Source organism: Kitasatospora sp. NPDC029312, from assembly GCF_055569215.1.
Genome location: NZ_JBVHXY010000003.1, coordinates 179,134 through 197,673, shown reverse-complemented (window position 1 = coordinate 197,673; position 18,540 = coordinate 179,134). Strand labels below are relative to the sequence as shown.

The 18,540-nt window shown below is 70.3% G+C and carries 20 protein-coding genes; 18 read left to right on the top strand and 2 right to left on the bottom strand.

Features of this window, described 5'->3' with window-relative positions; all coding sequences use genetic code 11:
* Window positions 1-2 precede the first annotated feature (2 nt).
* The 16 genes from rplO (at window position 3) to glmM (ending at window position 13,155) form a co-directional block, all read left to right on the top strand.
* A complete protein-coding gene (gene rplO / locus ACZ4WV_RS03855) occupies window positions 3-455 on the top strand; it encodes a 50S ribosomal protein L15 (RefSeq protein ID WP_030280790.1) in 453 nt (150 codons plus the stop codon).
* A 326-nt stretch (window positions 456-781) separates the two neighbouring features.
* Entirely contained in the window at window positions 782-2,092 is a 1,311-nt protein-coding gene (gene secY / locus ACZ4WV_RS03850; protein ID WP_465742454.1) for a preprotein translocase subunit SecY, read from the top strand.
* Window positions 2,092-2,745, top strand: a complete 654-nt coding sequence (locus ACZ4WV_RS03845) for an adenylate kinase (RefSeq protein WP_465742452.1) — start codon at window positions 2,092-2,094, stop codon at window positions 2,743-2,745. Before secY ends, ACZ4WV_RS03845 begins: the two co-directional genes overlap by 1 nt.
* A 113-nt stretch (window positions 2,746-2,858) precedes the next feature.
* Complete coding sequence (gene map, locus ACZ4WV_RS03840) at window positions 2,859-3,698, top strand: type I methionyl aminopeptidase (protein ID WP_465742450.1); 840 nt, start codon at window positions 2,859-2,861, stop codon at window positions 3,696-3,698.
* 131 nt (window positions 3,699-3,829) lie between these two features.
* Window positions 3,830-4,255, top strand: a complete 426-nt coding sequence (gene mscL, locus ACZ4WV_RS03835; protein ID WP_465742448.1) for a large conductance mechanosensitive channel protein MscL — start codon at window positions 3,830-3,832, stop codon at window positions 4,253-4,255.
* A 192-nt stretch (window positions 4,256-4,447) separates the two neighbouring features.
* On the top strand, window positions 4,448-4,669 hold the full coding sequence (gene infA, locus ACZ4WV_RS03830) for a translation initiation factor IF-1 (RefSeq protein WP_003956442.1): 222 nt from the start codon (window positions 4,448-4,450) through the stop codon (window positions 4,667-4,669).
* A gap of 32 nt (window positions 4,670-4,701) precedes the next feature.
* Complete coding sequence (rpmJ, locus tag ACZ4WV_RS03825) at window positions 4,702-4,815, top strand: 50S ribosomal protein L36 (RefSeq protein WP_003956441.1); 114 nt, start codon at window positions 4,702-4,704, stop codon at window positions 4,813-4,815.
* A gap of 176 nt (window positions 4,816-4,991) precedes the next feature.
* Complete coding sequence (gene rpsM / locus ACZ4WV_RS03820; RefSeq protein ID WP_097237495.1) at window positions 4,992-5,372, top strand: 30S ribosomal protein S13; 381 nt, start codon at window positions 4,992-4,994, stop codon at window positions 5,370-5,372.
* Window positions 5,373-5,444: 72 nt separating this feature from the next.
* Window positions 5,445-5,852, top strand: coding sequence for a 30S ribosomal protein S11 (gene rpsK, locus ACZ4WV_RS03815; protein WP_030232513.1), 408 nt, complete (start codon window positions 5,445-5,447; stop codon window positions 5,850-5,852).
* Between the two features lie 145 nt (window positions 5,853-5,997).
* Window positions 5,998-7,020, top strand: a complete 1,023-nt coding sequence (locus tag ACZ4WV_RS03810; protein ID WP_049649049.1) for a DNA-directed RNA polymerase subunit alpha — start codon at window positions 5,998-6,000, stop codon at window positions 7,018-7,020.
* Window positions 7,021-7,147: 127 nt separating this feature from the next.
* A complete protein-coding gene (rplQ, locus tag ACZ4WV_RS03805; protein WP_465742446.1) occupies window positions 7,148-7,642 on the top strand; it encodes a 50S ribosomal protein L17 in 495 nt (164 codons plus the stop codon).
* A 91-nt stretch (window positions 7,643-7,733) separates the two neighbouring features.
* Window positions 7,734-8,669, top strand: coding sequence for a tRNA pseudouridine(38-40) synthase TruA (truA, locus tag ACZ4WV_RS03800; RefSeq protein WP_465742444.1), 936 nt, complete (start codon window positions 7,734-7,736; stop codon window positions 8,667-8,669).
* Between the two features lie 42 nt (window positions 8,670-8,711).
* A complete protein-coding gene (locus ACZ4WV_RS03795; RefSeq protein WP_465742442.1) occupies window positions 8,712-10,370 on the top strand; it encodes an ABC-F family ATP-binding cassette domain-containing protein in 1,659 nt (552 codons plus the stop codon).
* A 255-nt stretch (window positions 10,371-10,625) separates the two neighbouring features.
* Window positions 10,626-11,069 carry a 50S ribosomal protein L13 gene (gene rplM / locus ACZ4WV_RS03790; RefSeq protein ID WP_030055846.1) on the top strand — a complete coding sequence of 148 codons (444 nt, stop codon included), beginning with the start codon at window positions 10,626-10,628 and terminating at the stop codon, window positions 11,067-11,069.
* Window positions 11,070-11,114: 45 nt separating this feature from the next.
* Entirely contained in the window at window positions 11,115-11,624 is a 510-nt protein-coding gene (gene rpsI / locus ACZ4WV_RS03785; protein WP_317621235.1) for a 30S ribosomal protein S9, read from the top strand.
* 166 nt (window positions 11,625-11,790) lie between these two features.
* Entirely contained in the window at window positions 11,791-13,155 is a 1,365-nt protein-coding gene (gene glmM / locus ACZ4WV_RS03780) for a phosphoglucosamine mutase (protein WP_465742683.1), read from the top strand.
* Between the two features lie 76 nt (window positions 13,156-13,231).
* On the opposite strand, the gene coaA is transcribed toward glmM, so the two are convergent.
* The gene (gene coaA / locus ACZ4WV_RS03775; protein WP_465742440.1) at window positions 13,232-14,227 is read right to left on the bottom strand and encodes a type I pantothenate kinase; all 996 of its coding nucleotides are present in this window, start codon (window positions 14,225-14,227) and stop codon (window positions 13,232-13,234) included.
* Between the two features lie 99 nt (window positions 14,228-14,326).
* Between coaA and glmS the strand changes: the two genes are divergently transcribed.
* On the top strand, window positions 14,327-16,183 hold the full coding sequence (gene glmS, locus ACZ4WV_RS03770) for a glutamine--fructose-6-phosphate transaminase (isomerizing) (protein WP_465742438.1): 1,857 nt from the start codon (window positions 14,327-14,329) through the stop codon (window positions 16,181-16,183).
* Window positions 16,184-16,222: 39 nt separating this feature from the next.
* Here glmS and ACZ4WV_RS03765 read toward each other — a convergent pair whose 3' ends face one another.
* Complete coding sequence (locus ACZ4WV_RS03765) at window positions 16,223-16,780, bottom strand: Uma2 family endonuclease (RefSeq protein ID WP_465742436.1); 558 nt, start codon at window positions 16,778-16,780, stop codon at window positions 16,223-16,225.
* Window positions 16,781-16,953: 173 nt separating this feature from the next.
* On the opposite strand from ACZ4WV_RS03765, the gene ACZ4WV_RS03760 reads away from it, so the two are divergent.
* Complete coding sequence (locus ACZ4WV_RS03760; RefSeq protein ID WP_465742434.1) at window positions 16,954-18,429, top strand: NAD(P)H-hydrate dehydratase; 1,476 nt, start codon at window positions 16,954-16,956, stop codon at window positions 18,427-18,429.
* Window positions 18,430-18,540: the final 111 nt, after the last annotated feature.

The window sequence follows — 18,540 nt, the reverse complement described above, 5'->3', positions numbered from 1 at the left end:
TCATGGGCGACAACCCGATCAAGATCCACAACCTGCGTCCCGCCCCGGGTGCCAAGACCGACAAGATCCGCGTGGGTCGTGGTGAGGGCTCCAAGGGCAAGACCGCCGGTCGTGGTACCAAGGGCACCAAGGCCCGCTACCAGGTTCCGCAGCGCTTCGAGGGTGGCCAGATGCCGCTCCACATGCGCCTGCCGAAGCTGAAGGGCTTCAAGAACCCGTTCAAGATCACGTTCCAGGTCGTCAACCTCGACAAGCTGGCCGAGCTCTACCCGCAGGGTGGCGAGGTCACGGTCGAGGACCTGGTCGCGAAGGGCGCGGTCCGCAAGAACTCCCTCGTCAAGGTGCTCGGCACCGGCGAGGTCTCGGTCGCCCTGCAGGTGACGGTCGACGCCGTCTCCGGCTCGGCCGCCGAGAAGATCAAGGCCGCCGGCGGTACCGTCACCGAGCTCGTCTGAGTCCGCTGACACCCGGCTTCGAGCCCCGCACCTCCTCCGGGAGGTGCGGGGCTCGCGCTTTTCCGGGCGATTTCCGCGGGAGCCGCCGCGCCCGCGCCGGGGCCCTCGTTCTTTTGTGTGGCAAACCCGGGCATCCCGTACCCCGTGAGTGGGGGAGGGGCCGTACGCGCTTCTTCCGAGTGGCCGCGCACTGTTAGAGTCCGTGGAGTTCCCTTGTAGGCTGCGCGTAGGCTCGCCTGTGCCGTCTGTACGGGAGCCCGAACCGCAAACTCCCCATTCAGGACCGACCCTCCCGCCGACGACGCGCGGGAGGCGCAGGAGGCACCGTGCTCAGTGCGTTCGCGCGGGCGTTCCAGACGCCCGACCTGCGCAAGAAGCTGCTGTTCACGCTGGGCATCATGGTGCTGTTCCGGCTGGGCTCGCACATTCCGATCCCGGGCGTGAGCTTCACGGCCGTCAACGAGTGTGTGAAGGACACCAAGAACAACGGCCTGTTCGGGCTCGTCAACCTGTTCAGCGGTGGCGCGCTCCTCCAGTTGACGATCTTCGCGCTCGGCATCATGCCGTACATCACGGCGAGCATCATCCTCCAGCTCCTCACCGTCGTGATCCCGCGACTCGAGGCACTGAAGAAGGAGGGGCAGGCAGGCACCGCGAAGATCACCCAGTACACCCGCTACCTGACCATCGCGCTCGCCGTGCTCCAGGGCACCGGCATCGTGGCGACGGCCTCCAGCGGTGCGCTGTTCTCGGGCTGCCCGCTGGCCAACCAGATCGTGCCCGACACCTCGGTGTTCCGGATCGCGGTCATGGTCGTCACGATGACCGCCGGCACCACGGTCATCATGTGGCTGGGCGAGCTGATCACCGACCGCGGCATCGGCAACGGCATGTCGCTGCTGATCTTCACCTCGATCGCCGCGCAGTTCCCGACCTCGATGTGGGCCATCAAGCAGTCCGGCACCATCGGCGGCGGCTGGGTCGAGTTCCTCTCCGTCATCGCGGTCGGCGTCATCGTCGTGATGCTGGTCATCTTCGTCGAGCAGGCCCAGCGCCGGATCCCGGTCCAGTACGCGAAGCGCATGATCGGCCGCCGGGCGTTCGGCGGCACCTCGACGTACATCCCCCTCAAGGTGAACCAGGCCGGTGTCATCCCGGTCATCTTCGCCTCGTCGCTGCTGTACATCCCGGCCCTCGTGGTCCAGCTCACCAACAGCCAGGCCGGCTGGGCGGTGTGGATCAAGCAGAACTTCGTCAAGGGTGACCACCCGATCTACATGGCGACGTACTTCCTGCTGATCGTCTTCTTCGCCTTCTTCTACGTCGCCATCTCCTTCAACCCCGAAGAAGTTGCCGACAATATGAAGAAGTATGGTGGCTTCATCCCGGGCATCCGGGCCGGCCGGCCGACGGCCGAGTACCTGAACTACGTGCTGACCCGAATCACGTGGCCGGGTTCGCTCTACCTGGGCCTGATCGCGTTGATCCCGATGATCGCCCTGGTCGCCTTCGGACAGCAGACCAACTTCCCGTTCGGCGGCACCAGCGTGCTCATCGTCGTCGGCGTCGGACTCGAAACTGTGAAGCAGATCGAGAGCCAGCTCCAGCAGCGCAATTACGAAGGGTTCCTCCGCTGATGCGTATCGTCCTCGTTGGTCCTCCCGGGGCCGGGAAGGGCACTCAGGCGCACTTGCTTGCCGTGACCCTGTCCATCCCCCACATCTCCACCGGCAACCTGTTCCGTACGAACATCAGCCAGGGCACCCCGCTGGGGCTCGAGGCGAAGTCGTACATCGACAGTGGCCGTCTGGTGCCGGACGAGGTGACCATCGGGATGGCCAAGGACCGGATGCTCCAGGAGGACGCCGCGAACGGCTTCCTGCTGGACGGCTTCCCGCGCAACCTGGGCCAGGCCGAGGCGCTGGACGAGTTCCTCGCCGAGCAGGGCATCAAGCTGGACGGAGTGCTGGACCTGGAGGTCCCCGAGGACGAGGTCGTCAAGCGGATCGCGGGCCGTCGCCTGTGCCGCAAGAACGACACCCACGTCTTCCACGTCGTCTACAACCCGCCGAAGGTCGAGGGCGTCTGCGACGAGTGCGGCGGCGAGCTGTACCAGCGCTCGGACGACACCGAGGAGGCCGTGCGGGTCCGGCTGGAGGAGTACCACTCCAAGACCGAGCCGATCATCGGTTACTACAAGGAGCAGGGCCTCCTGGTGACCATCCCGGCCCTCGGCAAGGTGGACGAGGTCACCCAGCGCGCGATCGAGGCGCTGAAGCAGGACCGCTGAGTCTCTCGGCGGAGTACGCGTGAACGGCCGGGTCGCCCGAGGAGCGGGCAGCCCGGCCGTTTCGGCGTCGTACGGTGGTAGCAGTGGAATCCGGACTTGGAAGGCGTGACCTGATGGTGGAGATCAAGACCCCCGAGCAGATCGCGAAGATGCGAGCGGCCGGGCTGGTCGTCGCCGAGGCGCTCAAGGCCTGCCGCGAGGCGGTCGCCCCCGGGGTGACCACCCAGGAGCTCAACGACATCGCGGACAAGGTCATCACCGACCACGGTGCCACCTCGAACTTCCGCGCCCACCACGGCGGTCTGTGGTTCCCCGGCGTGATCTGCGCCTCGGTGAACAACGAGGTCGTGCACGGCATCCCCGGTGAGCGGGTGCTGCAGGAGGGCGACATCATCTCGATCGACTGCGGCGCCATCCTGGACGGCTGGCACGGCGACGCGGCGATCTCCGTCGCGGTCGGCGAGGTCCGCCCCGAGGTGGAGATGCTGAGCCGGGTGACCGAGGGCTCGATGTGGGCCGGCATCGCCCAGATGAAGAAGAACAACCGCCTGGTCGACGTCTCCAAGGCGATCGAGGGGTTCATCCGCCGCCAGCCGCTGCCGCCCAAGGGCAAGTGGGGCATCACCGAGGGCTACGGCGGCCACGGCATCGGCACCGCGATGCACATGGAGCCGCACGTGCTGAACTACGTCGAGCGCGGCCGCGGCAAGGGCCCGAAGCTCGTCCCCGGCACCGTGCTGGCGATCGAGCCGATGGTCTCCCTGGGCACCCCGCACACCACCGTGCTGGAGGACGACTGGACGGTCGTCACCAACGATGGCACCTGGGCCTCGCACTGGGAGCACTCGGTGGCCGTGACCGAGCAGGGTCCGCTGGTGCTGACCGCCTTCGACGGCGGCAAGGCCGAACTCGCCAAGCTGGGCATCACCGCGGCTCCGGACCCGCTGGCGTAGTCGGGGCGGCGCCGAGCGCCGCGCCCGACGAGGTATCAGGGCCCCGGAGGTTTGGACCTCCGGGGCTTTCGTCCTATTTTTATCCGCTGGCAGGGGCAGCGAGTGGCTTACGAGCGAGCAGGAGAGAGTACGTGCTCAAGGGATTCCGCGACTTCATGATGCGCGGCAACGTCGTCGACATGGCGGTCGGTGTGGTCATCGGCGCCGCGTTCACGGGGGTGGTGACCGGCTTCGTGTCGGCCTTCCTCACGCCGCTGGTCGGTGTGGTGGTCGGCGCGGCCGGCGACTTCAGCGCGTACAAGGCGACGGTCGCCGGGGTGACCTTCCCGTACGGCCAGTTCCTGAACGTGGTGATCGCGTTCGTGATGACCGCCGCGGTGCTGTACTTCTGCGTCGTGCTGCCGATCACCAAGGCCACCGAGCGCTACCTGCCCAAGAAGCCGATGACCCCCAAGCGGCCCTGCCCCGAGTGCCTGACCGAGATACCGGTGGCCGCCCGCCGCTGCGCGGCCTGCACCGCCCACGTCGAGCCGCTGGCCGTCCCCACCGGGGTCTGACCTGCCGGTGTGACGGGCGCCGCCTTCCGGGCCCCGGTTTTGGACCACCGGACGCGCTGGCGTAGGATGGACCGTCGGCTCACTCGTAGCGTGCTTCAGCACGCCCTCTTCCCCTCGGGGCTGGGGTGAACCCAGGTTCGCACGAGCGTTCCGCATACGGTAGCCGGTCCCGGAAGGTGGATCTCGCAGTTCATGGCTAAGAAGCAAGGCGCCATTGAGATCGAGGGCACCGTGATCGAGTCTCTTCCGAACGCGATGTTCAAGGTCGAGCTGCAGAACGGTCACAAGGTCCTCGCGCACATCAGTGGCAAGATGCGCATGCACTACATCCGCATCCTGCCGGACGACCGGGTCGTCGTGGAGCTCAGCCCCTACGACCTCACGCGCGGCCGGATCGTCTACCGCTACAAGTAAGAACGTCAGATCTAGACCCGGAGAACCTGAACATGAAGGTCAAGCCGAGCGTCAAGAAGATCTGCGACAAGTGCAAGGTGATCCGCCGCCACGGCCGGGTCATGGTGATCTGCGACAACCTGCGCCACAAGCAGCGCCAGGGCTGATCTCTCCCCAGCATTTCTCGTAGTACTTCGCGCGACGCGAAAACGTCATAAGCGGGCTACCCGATCCGTTCCGCAACGGGCGGACTGCCACCCCCGGTCAGAGGCCGGGGCTCCCTCACCGTGAGGTGTCGGAGTAGGTAGCACGCAAGACCTCTGAAGAACCACAGGAGCCTTTGATGGCACGCCTCGCCGGCGTTGATCTCCCCCGTGAGAAGCGGATCGAGATCGCCCTCACCTACGTGTACGGCATCGGCCGTACCCGCGCCCAGCAGACCCTGGCCGAGACCGGTGTCAACCCGGATGTCCGCGTTCGCGACATCTCCGAGGAAGACCTCGTCAAGCTGAGCCAGTACATCGACGCCAACTACACGGTCGAGGGTGACCTCCGCCGTGAGGTGGCCGCCGACATCCGCCGCAAGGTCGAGATTGGCTGCTACGAGGGTCTGCGTCACCGCCGCGGCCTGCCGGTCCGCGGCCAGCGCACCCACACCAACGCGCGTACCCGCAAGGGCCCGCGTCGCGCGATCGCCGGTAAGAAGAAGCCGGGCAAGAAGTAGTCCGTCCCGTCACCGGACATCCCTCCGGCCCGCGGGTCAGCGGACCGACCACCTCAGTAGGAGAACAGACTTATGCCCCCCAAGGGTCGTCAGGCTGCCGGCGCGAAGAAGATCCGCCGCAAGGAAAAGAAGAACGTCGCTCACGGCCACGCGCACATCAAGAGCACGTTCAACAACACCATCGTTTCGATCACCGACCCCGCGGGCAACGTGATCTCCTGGGCCTCCGCCGGCCACGTCGGCTTCAAGGGCTCGCGCAAGTCCACCCCGTTCGCCGCGCAGATGGCCGCCGAGGCCGCTGCCCGTCGCGCGCAGGAGCACGGCATGCGCAAGGTCGACGTCTTCGTGAAGGGTCCGGGCTCCGGCCGCGAGACCGCGATCCGCTCGCTCCAGGCCACCGGCCTGGAGGTCGGCTCGATCCAGGACGTCACCCCCACCCCGCACAACGGCTGCCGTCCGCCGAAGCGTCGCCGCGTCTGACGCAGCGCCTTCGGGCGTGCGGGTAACGCTGTAAACCTCGTACGGGCTCCCACGTAGTGATTAGTCGCTGCTCGCGGGAGCCCGTACGCTTGGTGCTGTCGGCATCAAATAGTGGGTGCCGAAGACAACTGGAGGAACATCCCCCATGCTTATCGCTCAGCGTCCCTCGCTGACCGAAGAGGTCGTCGACGAGTTCCGCTCGCGGTTCGTGATCGAGCCGCTGGAGCCGGGCTTCGGCTACACCCTCGGCAACTCTCTGCGCCGCACGCTCCTGTCGTCGATCCCGGGTGCCGCTGTCACCAGCATCCGCATCGACGGCGTCCTGCACGAGTTCACCACCGTGCCGGGCGTCAAGGAGGACGTGACCGACCTCATCCTCAACATCAAGCAGCTGGTCGTCTCCTCGGAGCACGACGAGCCGGTCGTGATGTACCTGCGCAAGCAGGGCCCGGGTGTCGTCACCGCCGCCGACATCGCCCCGCCGGCGGGTGTCGAGGTGCACAACCCCGAGCTGGTCCTCGCCACCCTGAACGGCAAGGGCAAGCTGGAGATGGAGCTGACCGTCGAGCGCGGTCGCGGCTACGTCTCCGCCGTCCAGAACAAGGCCTCCGGCCAGGAGATCGGCCGCATCCCGGTCGACTCGATCTACAGCCCGGTGCTGAAGGTCACCTACAAGGTCGAGGCCACCCGTGTCGAGCAGCGGACCGACTTCGACAAGCTGATCGTCGACGTCGAGACCAAGCCCGCCATGCGTCCGCGCGACGCCATGGCCTCGGCCGGCAAGACCCTGGTGGAGCTGTTCGGCCTCGCCCGCGAGCTGAACATCGACGCCGAGGGCATCGACATGGGCCCGTCCCCGACGGACGCCGCCCTGGCCGCCGACCTGGCGCTGCCGATCGAGGAGCTGGAACTCACCGTCCGCTCCTACAACTGCCTCAAGCGCGAGGGCATCCACACCGTGGGTGAGCTCGTCGCCCGCTCCGAGGCCGACCTGCTCGACATCCGCAACTTCGGTGCGAAGTCGATCGACGAGGTCAAGGCGAAGCTGGCCGGCATGGGCCTGGCCCTCAAGGACAGCCCGCCCGGGTTCGACCCGACCGCCGCCGCCGACGCCTTCGGCGCCGACGACCTCGACGACTCGCACTTCGCCGAGACCGAGCAGTACTAAGATATTTGGCCGCGGGGGCGGTTCCACGGAGCCGCCCCCGTCGTCATGAAAGCCGTACGGGCACAGTGCCCGTACGCCCGCTGTGGTACCTGGTACGGCCGCAGTCGGAGATTCGAGGAGTAATTCCATGCCGCGTCCCACCAAGGGTGCCCGCCTGGGCGGTGGCCCGCACCACGAGCCGCTGCTGCTCGCCGGTCTGGCCCGTGAGCTGTTCCAGTACGGCCGCATCACCACCACCGAGGCCAAGGCCCGCCGCCTGCGCCCGCTGGCGGAGAAGCTGATCACCAAGGCCAAGAAGGGCGACCTGCACAACCGTCGCCTGGTGCGCAAGACCATCACCGACGTCTCGGTGCTGCACACCCTCTTCACCGAGATCGCGCCGCGCTACGAGAACCGCCCGGGTGGCTACACCCGCATCACCAAGATCGGTCCCCGTCGTGGCGACAACGCCCCGATGGCCGTGATCGAGCTGGTCGAGTCGCTGACCGTCGCGCAGACCGCCGTCGGCGAGGCCGAGGCCGCCACCAAGCGCGCCGTCAAGGAGGCCGACGAGGCCGCCGTCGCCCCCCAGGCCGACGACGCCGCCAAGGCCGACGAGGCCGAGGCCGCCGAGCAGGCCTGACACCTCTGGGTGTGTTGCGGGCCCGTTCTCCCAGCGATGGGGGAGCGGGCCCGTTCCTTGTTCGTCGAGGTCCCCGGGAGAAGAGAGACACGTGGTCAACGATTGCGCCGAGCAGCCGCCGGTGAAGGACGGACCGGCCGACGGGTACGTCCGGGTCCGGCTCGACCTGGCCTACCACGGTGCCGAGTTCTCCGGCTGGGCCCGCCAGAAGGGCGGCCGGCGGACGGTCCAGGAGGAGATCGAGACCGCGCTGCAGGTCGTCACCCGCAGCCCGGAGCTCTTCCCGCTCACCGTGGCCGGCCGCACCGACGCCGGGGTGCACGCTCGCGGCCAGGTCGCCCACGTCGACCTGCCGGCCGAGCTCTGGGACGCGCACCGCGAGAAGCTGCTGCGCCGCCTGGCCGGCCGGCTGCCCGGGGACGTCCGGATCTACCGGGTCGGCGAGGCGCCGGCCGGGTTCGACGCGCGCTTCTCGGCGATCTGGCGCCGCTACGCGTACCGGGTCGCCGACCACCCCGGCGGCGTCGACCCGCTGCTGCGCGGGCACGTGCTCTGGCACGACCGGCCGCTGGACCTGGACCGGATGAACGCCGCCGCGAAGCTGCTGCTCGGCGAGCACGACTTCGCCGCGTACTGCAAGAAGCGCGAGGGCGCCACCACCATCCGCACCCTGCTGGAGCTGCACTGGGACCGCGTCCCGGTGGACTCGTACGCCGCCCAGGAGGGCTCGCTGGCAGTCGCCACCGTCCGCGCCGACGCCTTCTGCCACAACATGGTCCGGGCGCTCGTCGGCGCGATGCTGCTGGTCGGCGACGGGCACCGGCCGGTGGAGTTCCCCGGCGAGGTGCTGGCCGGCGGGGTGCGCAACTCGGCCGTCAACGTGATCCGGCCGTACGGGCTCACCCTCGAGGAGGTCGGCTACCCGCCGGACGACCAGCTCGCCGAGCGCAACCGCCAGGCCCGGCGGATGCGCACCCTGCCCGGGCAGCCCGCCGCGCCCCGGGCGGTGCCGGAGGTCGGCGCCTAAATCGGTTTTGGCCGGGCGCGTCCGCTTGGGACAATCCTCCGTATGGGACACGTCGAGATTTCGCACCTGGAGTACTACCTGCCGGACGGGCGGGTGCTGTTCGACGACGCGTCCTTCCGGGTCGGCGAGGGAGCCGCGGTCGCCCTGGTCGGCGCCAACGGAGCGGGCAAGACCACGCTGCTGCGCATGATCGCGGGGGACATCCAGCCGCACGGCGGATCGGTGACGATCAGCGGCGGGCTCGGCGTGATGCGCCAGTTCGTCGGCACCACCGGCCGCGAGGACCAAGCGGTCGGCCCCGGCGCGCTGCCGGCCGACGCGTCGGTGCGCGACCTGCTGGTCTCGGTCGCCCCCGAGCGGATCGCCAAGGCCGCCCGCGCGGTGGACGCCGCCGAGCTGGCGATGATCGCCCAGGACGACGAGAAGACGCAGATGGCCTACGCCCAGGCGCTCTCCGACTGGGCGGACGTCGGGGGCTACGACTACGAGACCGACTGGGACGTCTGCACCATGGCGGCCCTCGGCATCCCCTTCGACAAGGCCCAGTGGCGCGGCCTGAACACCCTCTCCGGCGGCGAGCAGAAGCGGCTGGTGCTGGAGGCGCTGCTGCGCGGCCCGGAGGAGGTGCTGCTGCTCGACGAGCCCGACAACTACCTCGACGTACCCGCCAAGCGCTGGCTGGAAGAGGCCATCAAGGCCACCTCGAAGACGGTGCTGTTCATCTCGCACGACCGCGAGCTGCTCTCCCGCACCGCCGACAAGATCATCAGCGTCGAGACCGGCGCGGCCGGCAGCAGCGTCTGGGTGCACGGCGGCGGCTTCGACACCTTCCACGAGGCCCGCAAGGCCCGCTTCGAGCGCTTCGAAGAACTGCGCCGCCGCTGGGACGAGGAGCACGCCAAGCTGAAGAAGCTGGTCGTCACCCTGCGCCAGGCCGCGGCGGTCAGCCACGAGATGGCCTCCCGCTACGCCGCCGCCCAGACCCGGCTGAAGAAGTTCGAGGACGCCGGCCCGCCGGAGACGCCGCCGCGCGAGCAGACCATCACCATGCGGCTCAAGGGCGGGCGCACCGGCGTGCGCGCCTTCACCATGGAGCAGCTGGAGCTCACCGGCCTGATGGACCCCTTCGACCTGGAGGTCTTCTACGGCGAGCGGGTCGCGGTGCTCGGGGCCAACGGCGCCGGCAAGTCGCACCTCCTGCGGCTGCTGGCCGGCGACGGGAGCGTCGCCCACACCGGCAGCTGGAAGCTCGGTGCCCGGGTGGTGCCCGGCCACTTCCGGCAGACCCACGCCCACCCGGAGTTGTTCGGCCGGACGGTCCGCTCGATCGTCGAGGAGGAGCACGCGCTCAGCCGCAGTGCCGCGATGGGCGCGCTGCGCCGCTACGAGCTGGACCGGCAGGAGGAGCAGAAGTTCGAGTCGCTGTCCGGCGGGCAGCAGGCCCGGCTGATGATCCTCAAGCTCGAACTCTCCGGCGTGACGGCCCTGTTGCTCGACGAGCCGACCGACAACCTGGACCTGGAGAGCGCCGAGGCGCTGCAGGCCGGGCTGGAGGCCTTCGACGGCACCGTGCTGTGCGTCACCCACGACCGCTGGTTCGCCAAGACCTTCGACCGCTTCCTGGTGTTCGGGGCCGACGGCCGGGTGTACGAGTCGCCCGAGCCGGTCTGGGACGTGACCCGGGTGGAGCGCGAACGCTGAGCGGCCGGGCGAGGCCCCGGGCCGGCGGAGGAGCCGCCGGCCGAGGCCATTTTTGACCCCTTCGGGTCGTGCCGGTAACCTGGACGCTTGATGTGCGTATTGGCTCGCTCTATCTCACGTGAGAGGTCGGTACGCCGGAGACATCAGGTCGACGACCAGCGGTCCCCCTTGAATTGCGTCCAAGGTTGGCCAGGCTGCTCTTCCGTCCGGGTGCTCCTGTCAGGACTCACTCACTGAAAAGCGAAGGCTACGACCGTGCGTACGTACAGCCCCAAGCCCGGCGACGTCCAGCGTCAGTGGCACGTCATCGACGCGACCGACGTCGTGCTCGGCCGCCTGGCTTCCCAGGCCGCCAACCTCCTCCGGGGCAAGCACAAGGCGATCTACGCGCCGCACGTTGACACTGGTGACTTCGTCATCATCATCAACGCCGACAAGGTGCACCTGTCCGGTAACAAGAAGACCCAGAAGCTGGCCTACCGCCACTCGGGCTTCCCGGGCGGTCTCCGGTCGGTGCGCTACGACGACCTGCTGGCGAACAACCCGGAGAAGGCCGTCGAGAAGGCCATCAAGGGCATGATCCCCAAGAACAGCCTGGGCCGTCAGATGCTCTCGAAGCTGAAGGTCTACTCGGGCGACCAGCATCCCCACGCTGCCCAGCAGCCGGTGCCGTTCGAGATCACCCAGGTCGCGCAGTAATTCGGCCACCAAGCCCCCCAACACTGAAAAGAGCTGAGGAACATCGTGGCCGAGACCACTGAAACCCTTGAGGTCGACTTCGACGAGGCCGCCGAGGCCGTCGAGGGCGAGTACACCTCCGAGGAGAGCTACACCTCCGAGTCCCTGGCCGGCCGCTTCGGCGAGGCCACCCCGGGCGCCGGCCTCGGCCGTCGCAAGGAGGCGATCGCCCGCGTGCGCATCGTCCCCGGCACCGGCCAGTGGAAGATCAACGGTCGCACCCTCGAGGGCTACTTCCCCAACAAGGTGCACCAGCAGACCGTGAACGAGCCCTTCAAGCTCCTCGAGCTGGACGGCCGTTACGACGTCGTCGCCCGCATCAGCGGTGGCGGCGTCTCCGGCCAGGCCTACGCGCTGCGCCTCGGCGTGGCCCGTGCCCTGAACGAGGCCGACGTGGACAACAACCGCGGCGCCCTCAAGAAGGCCGGCTTCCTGACCCGTGACGCCCGCGCCGTCGAGCGCAAGAAGGCCGGTCTGAAGAAGGCCCGCAAGGCGCCGCAGTACAGCAAGCGCTAATCGCGTCCCCGGGGGTGCGTTCCGCCCTGGCGGCGCACACCCCCTGGTTGCGCAAACCGTCGCCCCGGAGTACCCCGTGTACTCCGGGGCGACGTGTTCCCCGGCTAACGTGCGGCGGCCGCGGGATCATCGGTGGGTTCCGAGCATGGTGATGGAGGACGTGACAGTGGGACGACTCTTCGGTACGGACGGCGTGCGCGGGGTGGCCAACGAGGGCCTGACGGCGGAGCTGGCGCTCGGCCTGTCGGTCGCGGCCGCCCACGTGCTCGGCGAGGCCGGCGCCTTCGACGGGCACCGGCCCGTCGCGGTGGTCGGCCGGGACCCGCGTGCCTCGGGTGAGTTCCTGGAGGCGGCGGTCATCGCCGGTCTGGCCAGCTCCGGCGTCGACGTCCTGCGGGTCGGCGTGCTGCCCACCCCGGCCGTGGCCTACCTCACCGGCGCGCTCGGCGCCGACTTCGGCGTGATGCTGTCCGCCAGCCACAACGCCATGCCGGACAACGGCATCAAGTTCCTCGCCCGCGGCGGCCACAAGCTGGACGACCGGATCGAGGACGCCATCGAGGCGCACTACCGCAAGCACACCGTCGGCGGCGAGGACTGGAACCGGCCCACCGGTGCGGCCGTCGGCCGGGTGCGCGAGTACACCGAGGGCTTCGACAAGTACGTCGCCCACCTGATCGGCGTGCTGCCCAACCGCCTGGACGGCATCAAGGTCGTCATCGACGGCGCCCACGGCGCGGCCGCGTACGTCGCCCCCGAGGCCTTCGCCCGGGCCGGCGCCGAGGTCGTCCACACCCTGGGGGCCGAGCCCACCGGCCTGAACATCAACGACGGGGTCGGCTCCACCCACCTGGACCGGCTGCGCGCCGCGATGAAGGAGCATCAGGCCGACCTCGGCATCGCCCTGGACGGCGACGCCGACCGCTGCCTGGCCGCCGACGCCGAGGGCAACGAGGTGGACGGCGACCAGATCATCGCCATCCTCGCCGTCGCCATGCGGGAGGCCGGCACCCTGCGCCGCAACACCGCGGTGGCCACCGTGATGTCCAACCTCGGCTTCAAGCTGGCGATGGAGCGCGAGGGCATCGACCTGGTGGAGACCGCCGTCGGGGACCGCTACGTGCTGGAGGCGATGAAGGAGCACGGCTTCGCGCTGGGCGGCGAGCAGTCCGGCCACGTCATCCTGCTGGACCACGCCACCACCGGTGACGGCACCCTGACCGGCCTGATGCTGGGCGCCCGCCTGGCCGCCACCAAGCAGCCGCTGGCCGACCTGGCCGCGGTGATGACCCGGCTGCCGCAGGTGCTGATCAACGTCAAGGGCGTCGACAAGAGCCGGGTGAAGACCAGCACCGAGCTGGCCGGGGCGGTCGCCGCGGCCGAGGCCGAGCTGGGCGCCACCGGGCGGGTGCTGCTGCGCCCCTCGGGCACCGAGCCGCTCGTCCGGGTGATGGTCGAGGCCGCCGACCCGGCGCAGGCCGAGGCGGTCGCGCAGCGGCTGGCCGAGGCGGTCCGCACCCACCTGGGCTGAGCCCGCGTCAGTACGGCGAAGGCCCCCCACCGGTTCCGGTGGGGGGCCGCTTGCCGTTCCCGTACGTCCCGGGGGCTCAGAGCTTGCGCAGCAGCGCCCGGCGGACCTTGTGGTCCGCGCCCTTCTGCAGGATCAGGGTGGCCCGGCCCCGGGTGGGCAGCACGTTCTCCAACAGGTTGGGCTTGTTGATGGTGCGCCAGACCTGCCGGCCGTACTCCATCGCCTCCTCCTCCGGCACCTCGGTGAAGCGGCGGAAGTAGGAGTTCGGGTCCTGGAAGGCGGTCTCCCGCAGCGTGCGGAAGCGGTCCAGGTACCAGTGCTCGATGTCGTCCGTCCGGGCGTCGACGTAGATCGAGAAGTCGAAGTAGTCGGCCACCGCGAGGCGGGTGCGGCCGTCGGTGCCCGGCAGGGCCGGCTGGAGCACGTTGAGGCCCTCGACGATCAGGATGTCCGGGCGCTCCACCGTCAGCCGGCGGTCCGGCACGATGTCGTACACCAGGTGCGAGTACACCGGCGCGGTGACCCGCTCCTTGCCCGCCTTGACGTCCGCGACGAAGCGCATCAGGGCCCGGCGGTCGTACGACTCGGGGAAGCCCTTGCGGGCCATCAGGCCGCGCCGGCGCAGTTCGGCGTTGGGCAGCAGGAAGCCGTCGGTGGTGACCAGCTCGACCCGGGGGTGCTCCGGCCAGCGGGCCAGCAGGGCCTGCAGCAGACGGGCGGTGGTCGACTTGCCGACCGCGACCGAGCCGGCCACGCCGATGATGAACGGGGTGCGGGTGCGTTCGGTGTCCGGGGTGTCCAGGAAGGTGCCCAGGGCGCCGCGCAGGTCGTGGGTGGCGTGGATGTACAGATTGAGCAGCCGGGACAGCGGCAGGTAGACGTCACGCACCTCGTCCAGGTCGAGGGCTGTGCCGAGACCGCGCAGCTGCTCCACCTCCTCGGCGGTCAGCGGCAGCGGCGTACGCTCGCGCAGCGCGCTCCACTCGGCCCGGCTGAGGTCCACGTAAGGGGACGGCGACGGGCCGGGCGTGGGGGCGCCCCGCGTACAGAGTTCGGTCAGCACATGCTCCATTGTGAGCCGTCGCGGTGTTCACGGTGGCTGTGGTGTCGGTCACGCAGAGTTGGCCACGGAGGGGAAAACGGCCACAGAACGGCCCTTATGCTGGCACGCATGTGCGGAATTGTTGGATACGTGGGCGCGCAGTCCGCCCTCGACGTAGTAATCGCGGGCCTGCAGCGGCTGGAGTACCGGGGCTACGACTCGGCCGGTGTCGCGGTGCAGGCGAAGGACTCCCAGGGGCAGTGGGGTCTGGTCACCGACAAGCGGGCGGGGAAGCTCGCCAACCTGGAGAAGTCGCTCGCCGAATCGCCTCTGCCCGGCGGCACCACCGGCATCGGCCACACCCGCTGGGCCACCCACGGCGGCCCGACGGACGCCAACGCCCACCCCCACCTGGACGACGACAGCCGGGTGGCCGTGGTCCACAACGGCATCATCGAGAACTTCGCCCAGCTGCGCGCCGAGATCGCCGAGCGCGGCCACACCCTCCGGTCCGAGACCGACACCGAGGTCGTCGCCCACCTGCTGGGCGAGGCGTACGAGGGCGACCTCGCCGAGGCCATGCGGGTGGTCTGCCGCCGCCTGGACGGCGCCTTCACCCTCGTCGCCGTGCACGCGGACGCGCCCGGCGTGGTGGTCGGCGCCCGCCGCAACTCGCCGCTGGTGGTCGGCCGCGGCGAGGGCGAGAACTTCCTCGCCTCGGACGTCGCCGCCTTCATCGCGCACACCCGCGAGGCGATCGAGCTCGGCCAGGACCAGGTCGTCGAGCTGCGCGAGGACGCCGTCACGGTGACCGACTTCGACGGCAACCCCGCCGAGGTGCGCGAGTACCACGTCGACTGGGACGCCTCCGCCGCCGAGAAGGGCGGCTACGACTACTTCATGCTCAAGGAGATCGCCGAGCAGCCGAAGGCCGTCGCCGACACCCTGCTGGGCCGGATCGGCACCGACGGCCGGCTGACCCTGGACGAGCTGCGGATCTCCGACGCGGACCTGCGCTCGGTCGACAAGGTCGTCATCGTCGCCTGCGGCACCGCGTTCCACGCGGGCATGATCGCCAAGTACGCGATCGAGCACTGGACCCGCATCCCCTGCGAGGTCGAGGTCGCCTCGGAGTTCCGCTACCGCGACCCGATCATGGGCCCGGGCACGCTGGTCATCGCCATCTCGCAGTCCGGCGAGACCATGGACACCCTGATGGCCCTGCGGCACGCCCGGGAGCAGGGCGCCAAGGTGCTGGCGATCTGCAACACCAACGGCTCCACCATCCCGCGCGAGTCGGACGCGGTGCTGTACACCCACGCCGGCCCCGAGGTCGCGGTCGCGTCCACCAAGGCGTTCCTGACCCAGCTGGTCGCCTGCTACCTGGTCGCCCTCTACCTGGGCCAGGTGCGCGGCACCAAGTGGGGCGACGAGATCTTCGCCGTCATCAAGGAGCTCGGCGACGCGCCGAAGCAGGTCGAGCAGGTCCTGGAGACCATGGAGCCGGTGCGCGAGCTGGCCCGCTCGCTGGCCGACGCCCGCTCGGTGCTGTTCCTGGGCCGCCACGTCGGCTTCCCGGTGGCCCTGGAGGGCGCGCTCAAGCTCAAGGAGCTGGCGTACATGCACGCCGAGGGCTTCGCGGCGGGTGAGCTCAAGCACGGCCCGATCGCGCTGATCGAGGAGGGGCTGCCGGTCGTGGTGGTCGTGCCCTCGCCGCGCGGGCGGTCGATCCTGCACGACAAGATCGTCTCCAACATCCAGGAGATCCGGGCCCGCGGCGCGCGCACCATCGTGATCGCCGAGGAGGGCGACGAGGCGGTCGTGCCGTACGCGGACCACCTGATCCGCATCCCGGTGACCCCGACCCTGCTGCAGCCGCTGGTCTCCACCGTCCCGCTCCAGGTCTTCGCCTGCGAGCTGGCCACGGCCAAGGGCCACGAGGTCGACCAGCCGCGCAACCTGGCGAAGTCGGTCACCGTCGAGTAGTCGCCCGGCCTTCCACGGCGCCCCTGCGGTGGCTGCGTCCTACCGCAGGGGCGCCGTGTCGAGGGTGAAGGAGAACGGGGCGGGCAGGTCGATCGACTTGCCGAACTCGACCTGGGTGCGGGTGATGTAGTCCTCGCCCTCGGGCTGGGTGAACAGCGTGACCAGGCCGTCGGTGCGGTCGATCAGCAGATAGCACGGGATGCCGGCGGCGGCGTAACCGCGGCGCTTGGGTTCGCGGTCCTTGTGCGGGTTGGTCGACGTGATCTCGAACACCAGCAGGACGCCTTCTGCGGAGGCCCAGGAATCGGCGTGCTCGAAGTGGCCGACCGGGCTCAAGGTTCCGTCGGGGATGAACCGCCCCTTGGGCGTGATCAGCCCCTTGTTGCCGGAGATGTCGAGCTCGGCTTCGGCCTTGCGCATGAACTGGCGAGTGAGCAGCGAGAAAGCGGTCTCGTGGGCCCCGTCCGGCGGCGGCGTCACGACGATCTCCCCTTCGATAAGTTCAGCCTTGAAGCCCAGCGGGGTGTCCAACTCCAGAAACGCCTGGAGAACACTGTCCTGGTCCAGCGGCTGTTCGACTGCCGGCATGGCGACCATGGCCCTTCTCCCTCCTGTGGGTCCGTGCCGAGCCACAAGGTAGGCGTACGGACCGACACCGGCGGGGGATCGAAGTGGGTGTCACTCGAAAGTGTGCCGCAGGCCCGGCTCCCGTGGGGCGGTGACGCGGGCTAGCGTCGGCGGTAGCCGTGCCTGCCGAAGGAGTTCTCCCCATGCGTCGTGCCCACCCTGTGGAAGTCGTCCGGGCCGCCGAGGCCGCGTTGATGGCCAGGCTGCCGGAGGGCGCGCTGATGCAGCGGGCGGCCGCCGGGCTGGCGGCGACCTGTGCGCGGCTGCTGACCGGGCGTCGGGGGCGGGTGTACGGCAGCCGGGTGACGGTGCTGGCGGGCAGCGGGGACAACGGGGGTGACGCCCTGTACGCCGGGGCGGCGCTGGCCCGGCGCGGGGCGCGGGTGACGGCGGTGCTGCTGGCGCCGGAGAAGGCGCACCCGGGTGGACTGGCCGCGCTGCGGGCAGCCGGCGGACGGGTGACCGCGGACCGGGAAGTCGGCCTGGCCGACTTCTCGCGCGCGGACCTGGTGCTGGACGGGATCGTCGGCATCGGCGGCCGGGGCGGGCTGCGCCCGGAGGCGGAGCCGTACGCGCGGGCCGAGCGCGGCGGGATCGTGGTGGCGGTGGACCTGCCCAGCGGGGTGGACGCGGACACCGGCGAGGTGCCCGGGGCGGCGCTGCGCGCGGACGTCACGGTCTGCTTCGGCACGTACAAGCCCGGGCTGCTGGTCGACCCGGGGGCCGAGTACGCGGGCGCGGTGCAGCTGGTGGACATCGGGCTGGCGCTGCCCGAGCCGGAGCTGACGGCCCTCCAGCACGCGGACGTGGCGGCACTGCTGCCGAGGCCGGGCACGGAGAGCGACAAGTACCGGCGCGGCGTGGTCGGGGTGGCGGCCGGCTCGGCGACGTACCCGGGGGCGGCGCTGCTGGCGGTGGCCGGGGCGCTGCGGGGCGGCGCGGGCGCCGTCCGGTACGTCGGCACGGCGGCCGAGGAGGTGGTGCGGCGCTTCCCGGAGGTGCTGGTGACCGAGGGCGGCCCGGCCGGGGCCGGGCGGGTGCAGGCCTGGGTGGTCGGACCGGGTGGCGGCGAGGGGGCGCGGCAGACGCTGACCGAAGCGCTCGCGGCCGACGTCCCGGTCCTGGTGGACGCGGACGGGCTGACCGAGCTGGGCCGGCTCGGCCCGCGGGCGCTGGCCGGCCGGACGGCGCCGACCCTGCTCACCCCGCACACCGGCGAGGCCGCCCGGCTGCTCGCGGGTGCCGAGGGCACCGCGCCGCCCGCGGCCGACGCGCTGGCCGCGACCCGGCTGGCGACCGCCCGGCGGCTGGCGGCCGCCTACCGGGCGACGGTGCTGTTGAAGGGCTCCACCACGGTGGTGGCCGACCCGGGCGGGGCCGTCCGGGTGAATCCGACCGGCACCTCCTGGCTCGCCACCGCGGGCAGCGGGGACGTGCTGGCCGGCCTGGCCGGCTCCCTGCTGGCCTCGGGCCTGTCGCCGCTGGACGCCGCCTCGGTGGCCGCCTACCTGCACGGCCTGGCGGGCCGCGAGGCAGCGGGCGACCCCGGCGCGCCGGTGACGGCGACGGGCGTCGCCCGGGCGCTCCCGGCGGTCTGGCGGGCGGTGGGTGAGGGGTAGTCGAACGGAACCGACCGGGGCCGACCGGGCCCGGCGGAACCGAGCCGTCCGTTCCGGGCGTCCCAGACAGGCGGACCAGCCGTCCGCCGCAGGTCGGCGCGGTGCCCGGCG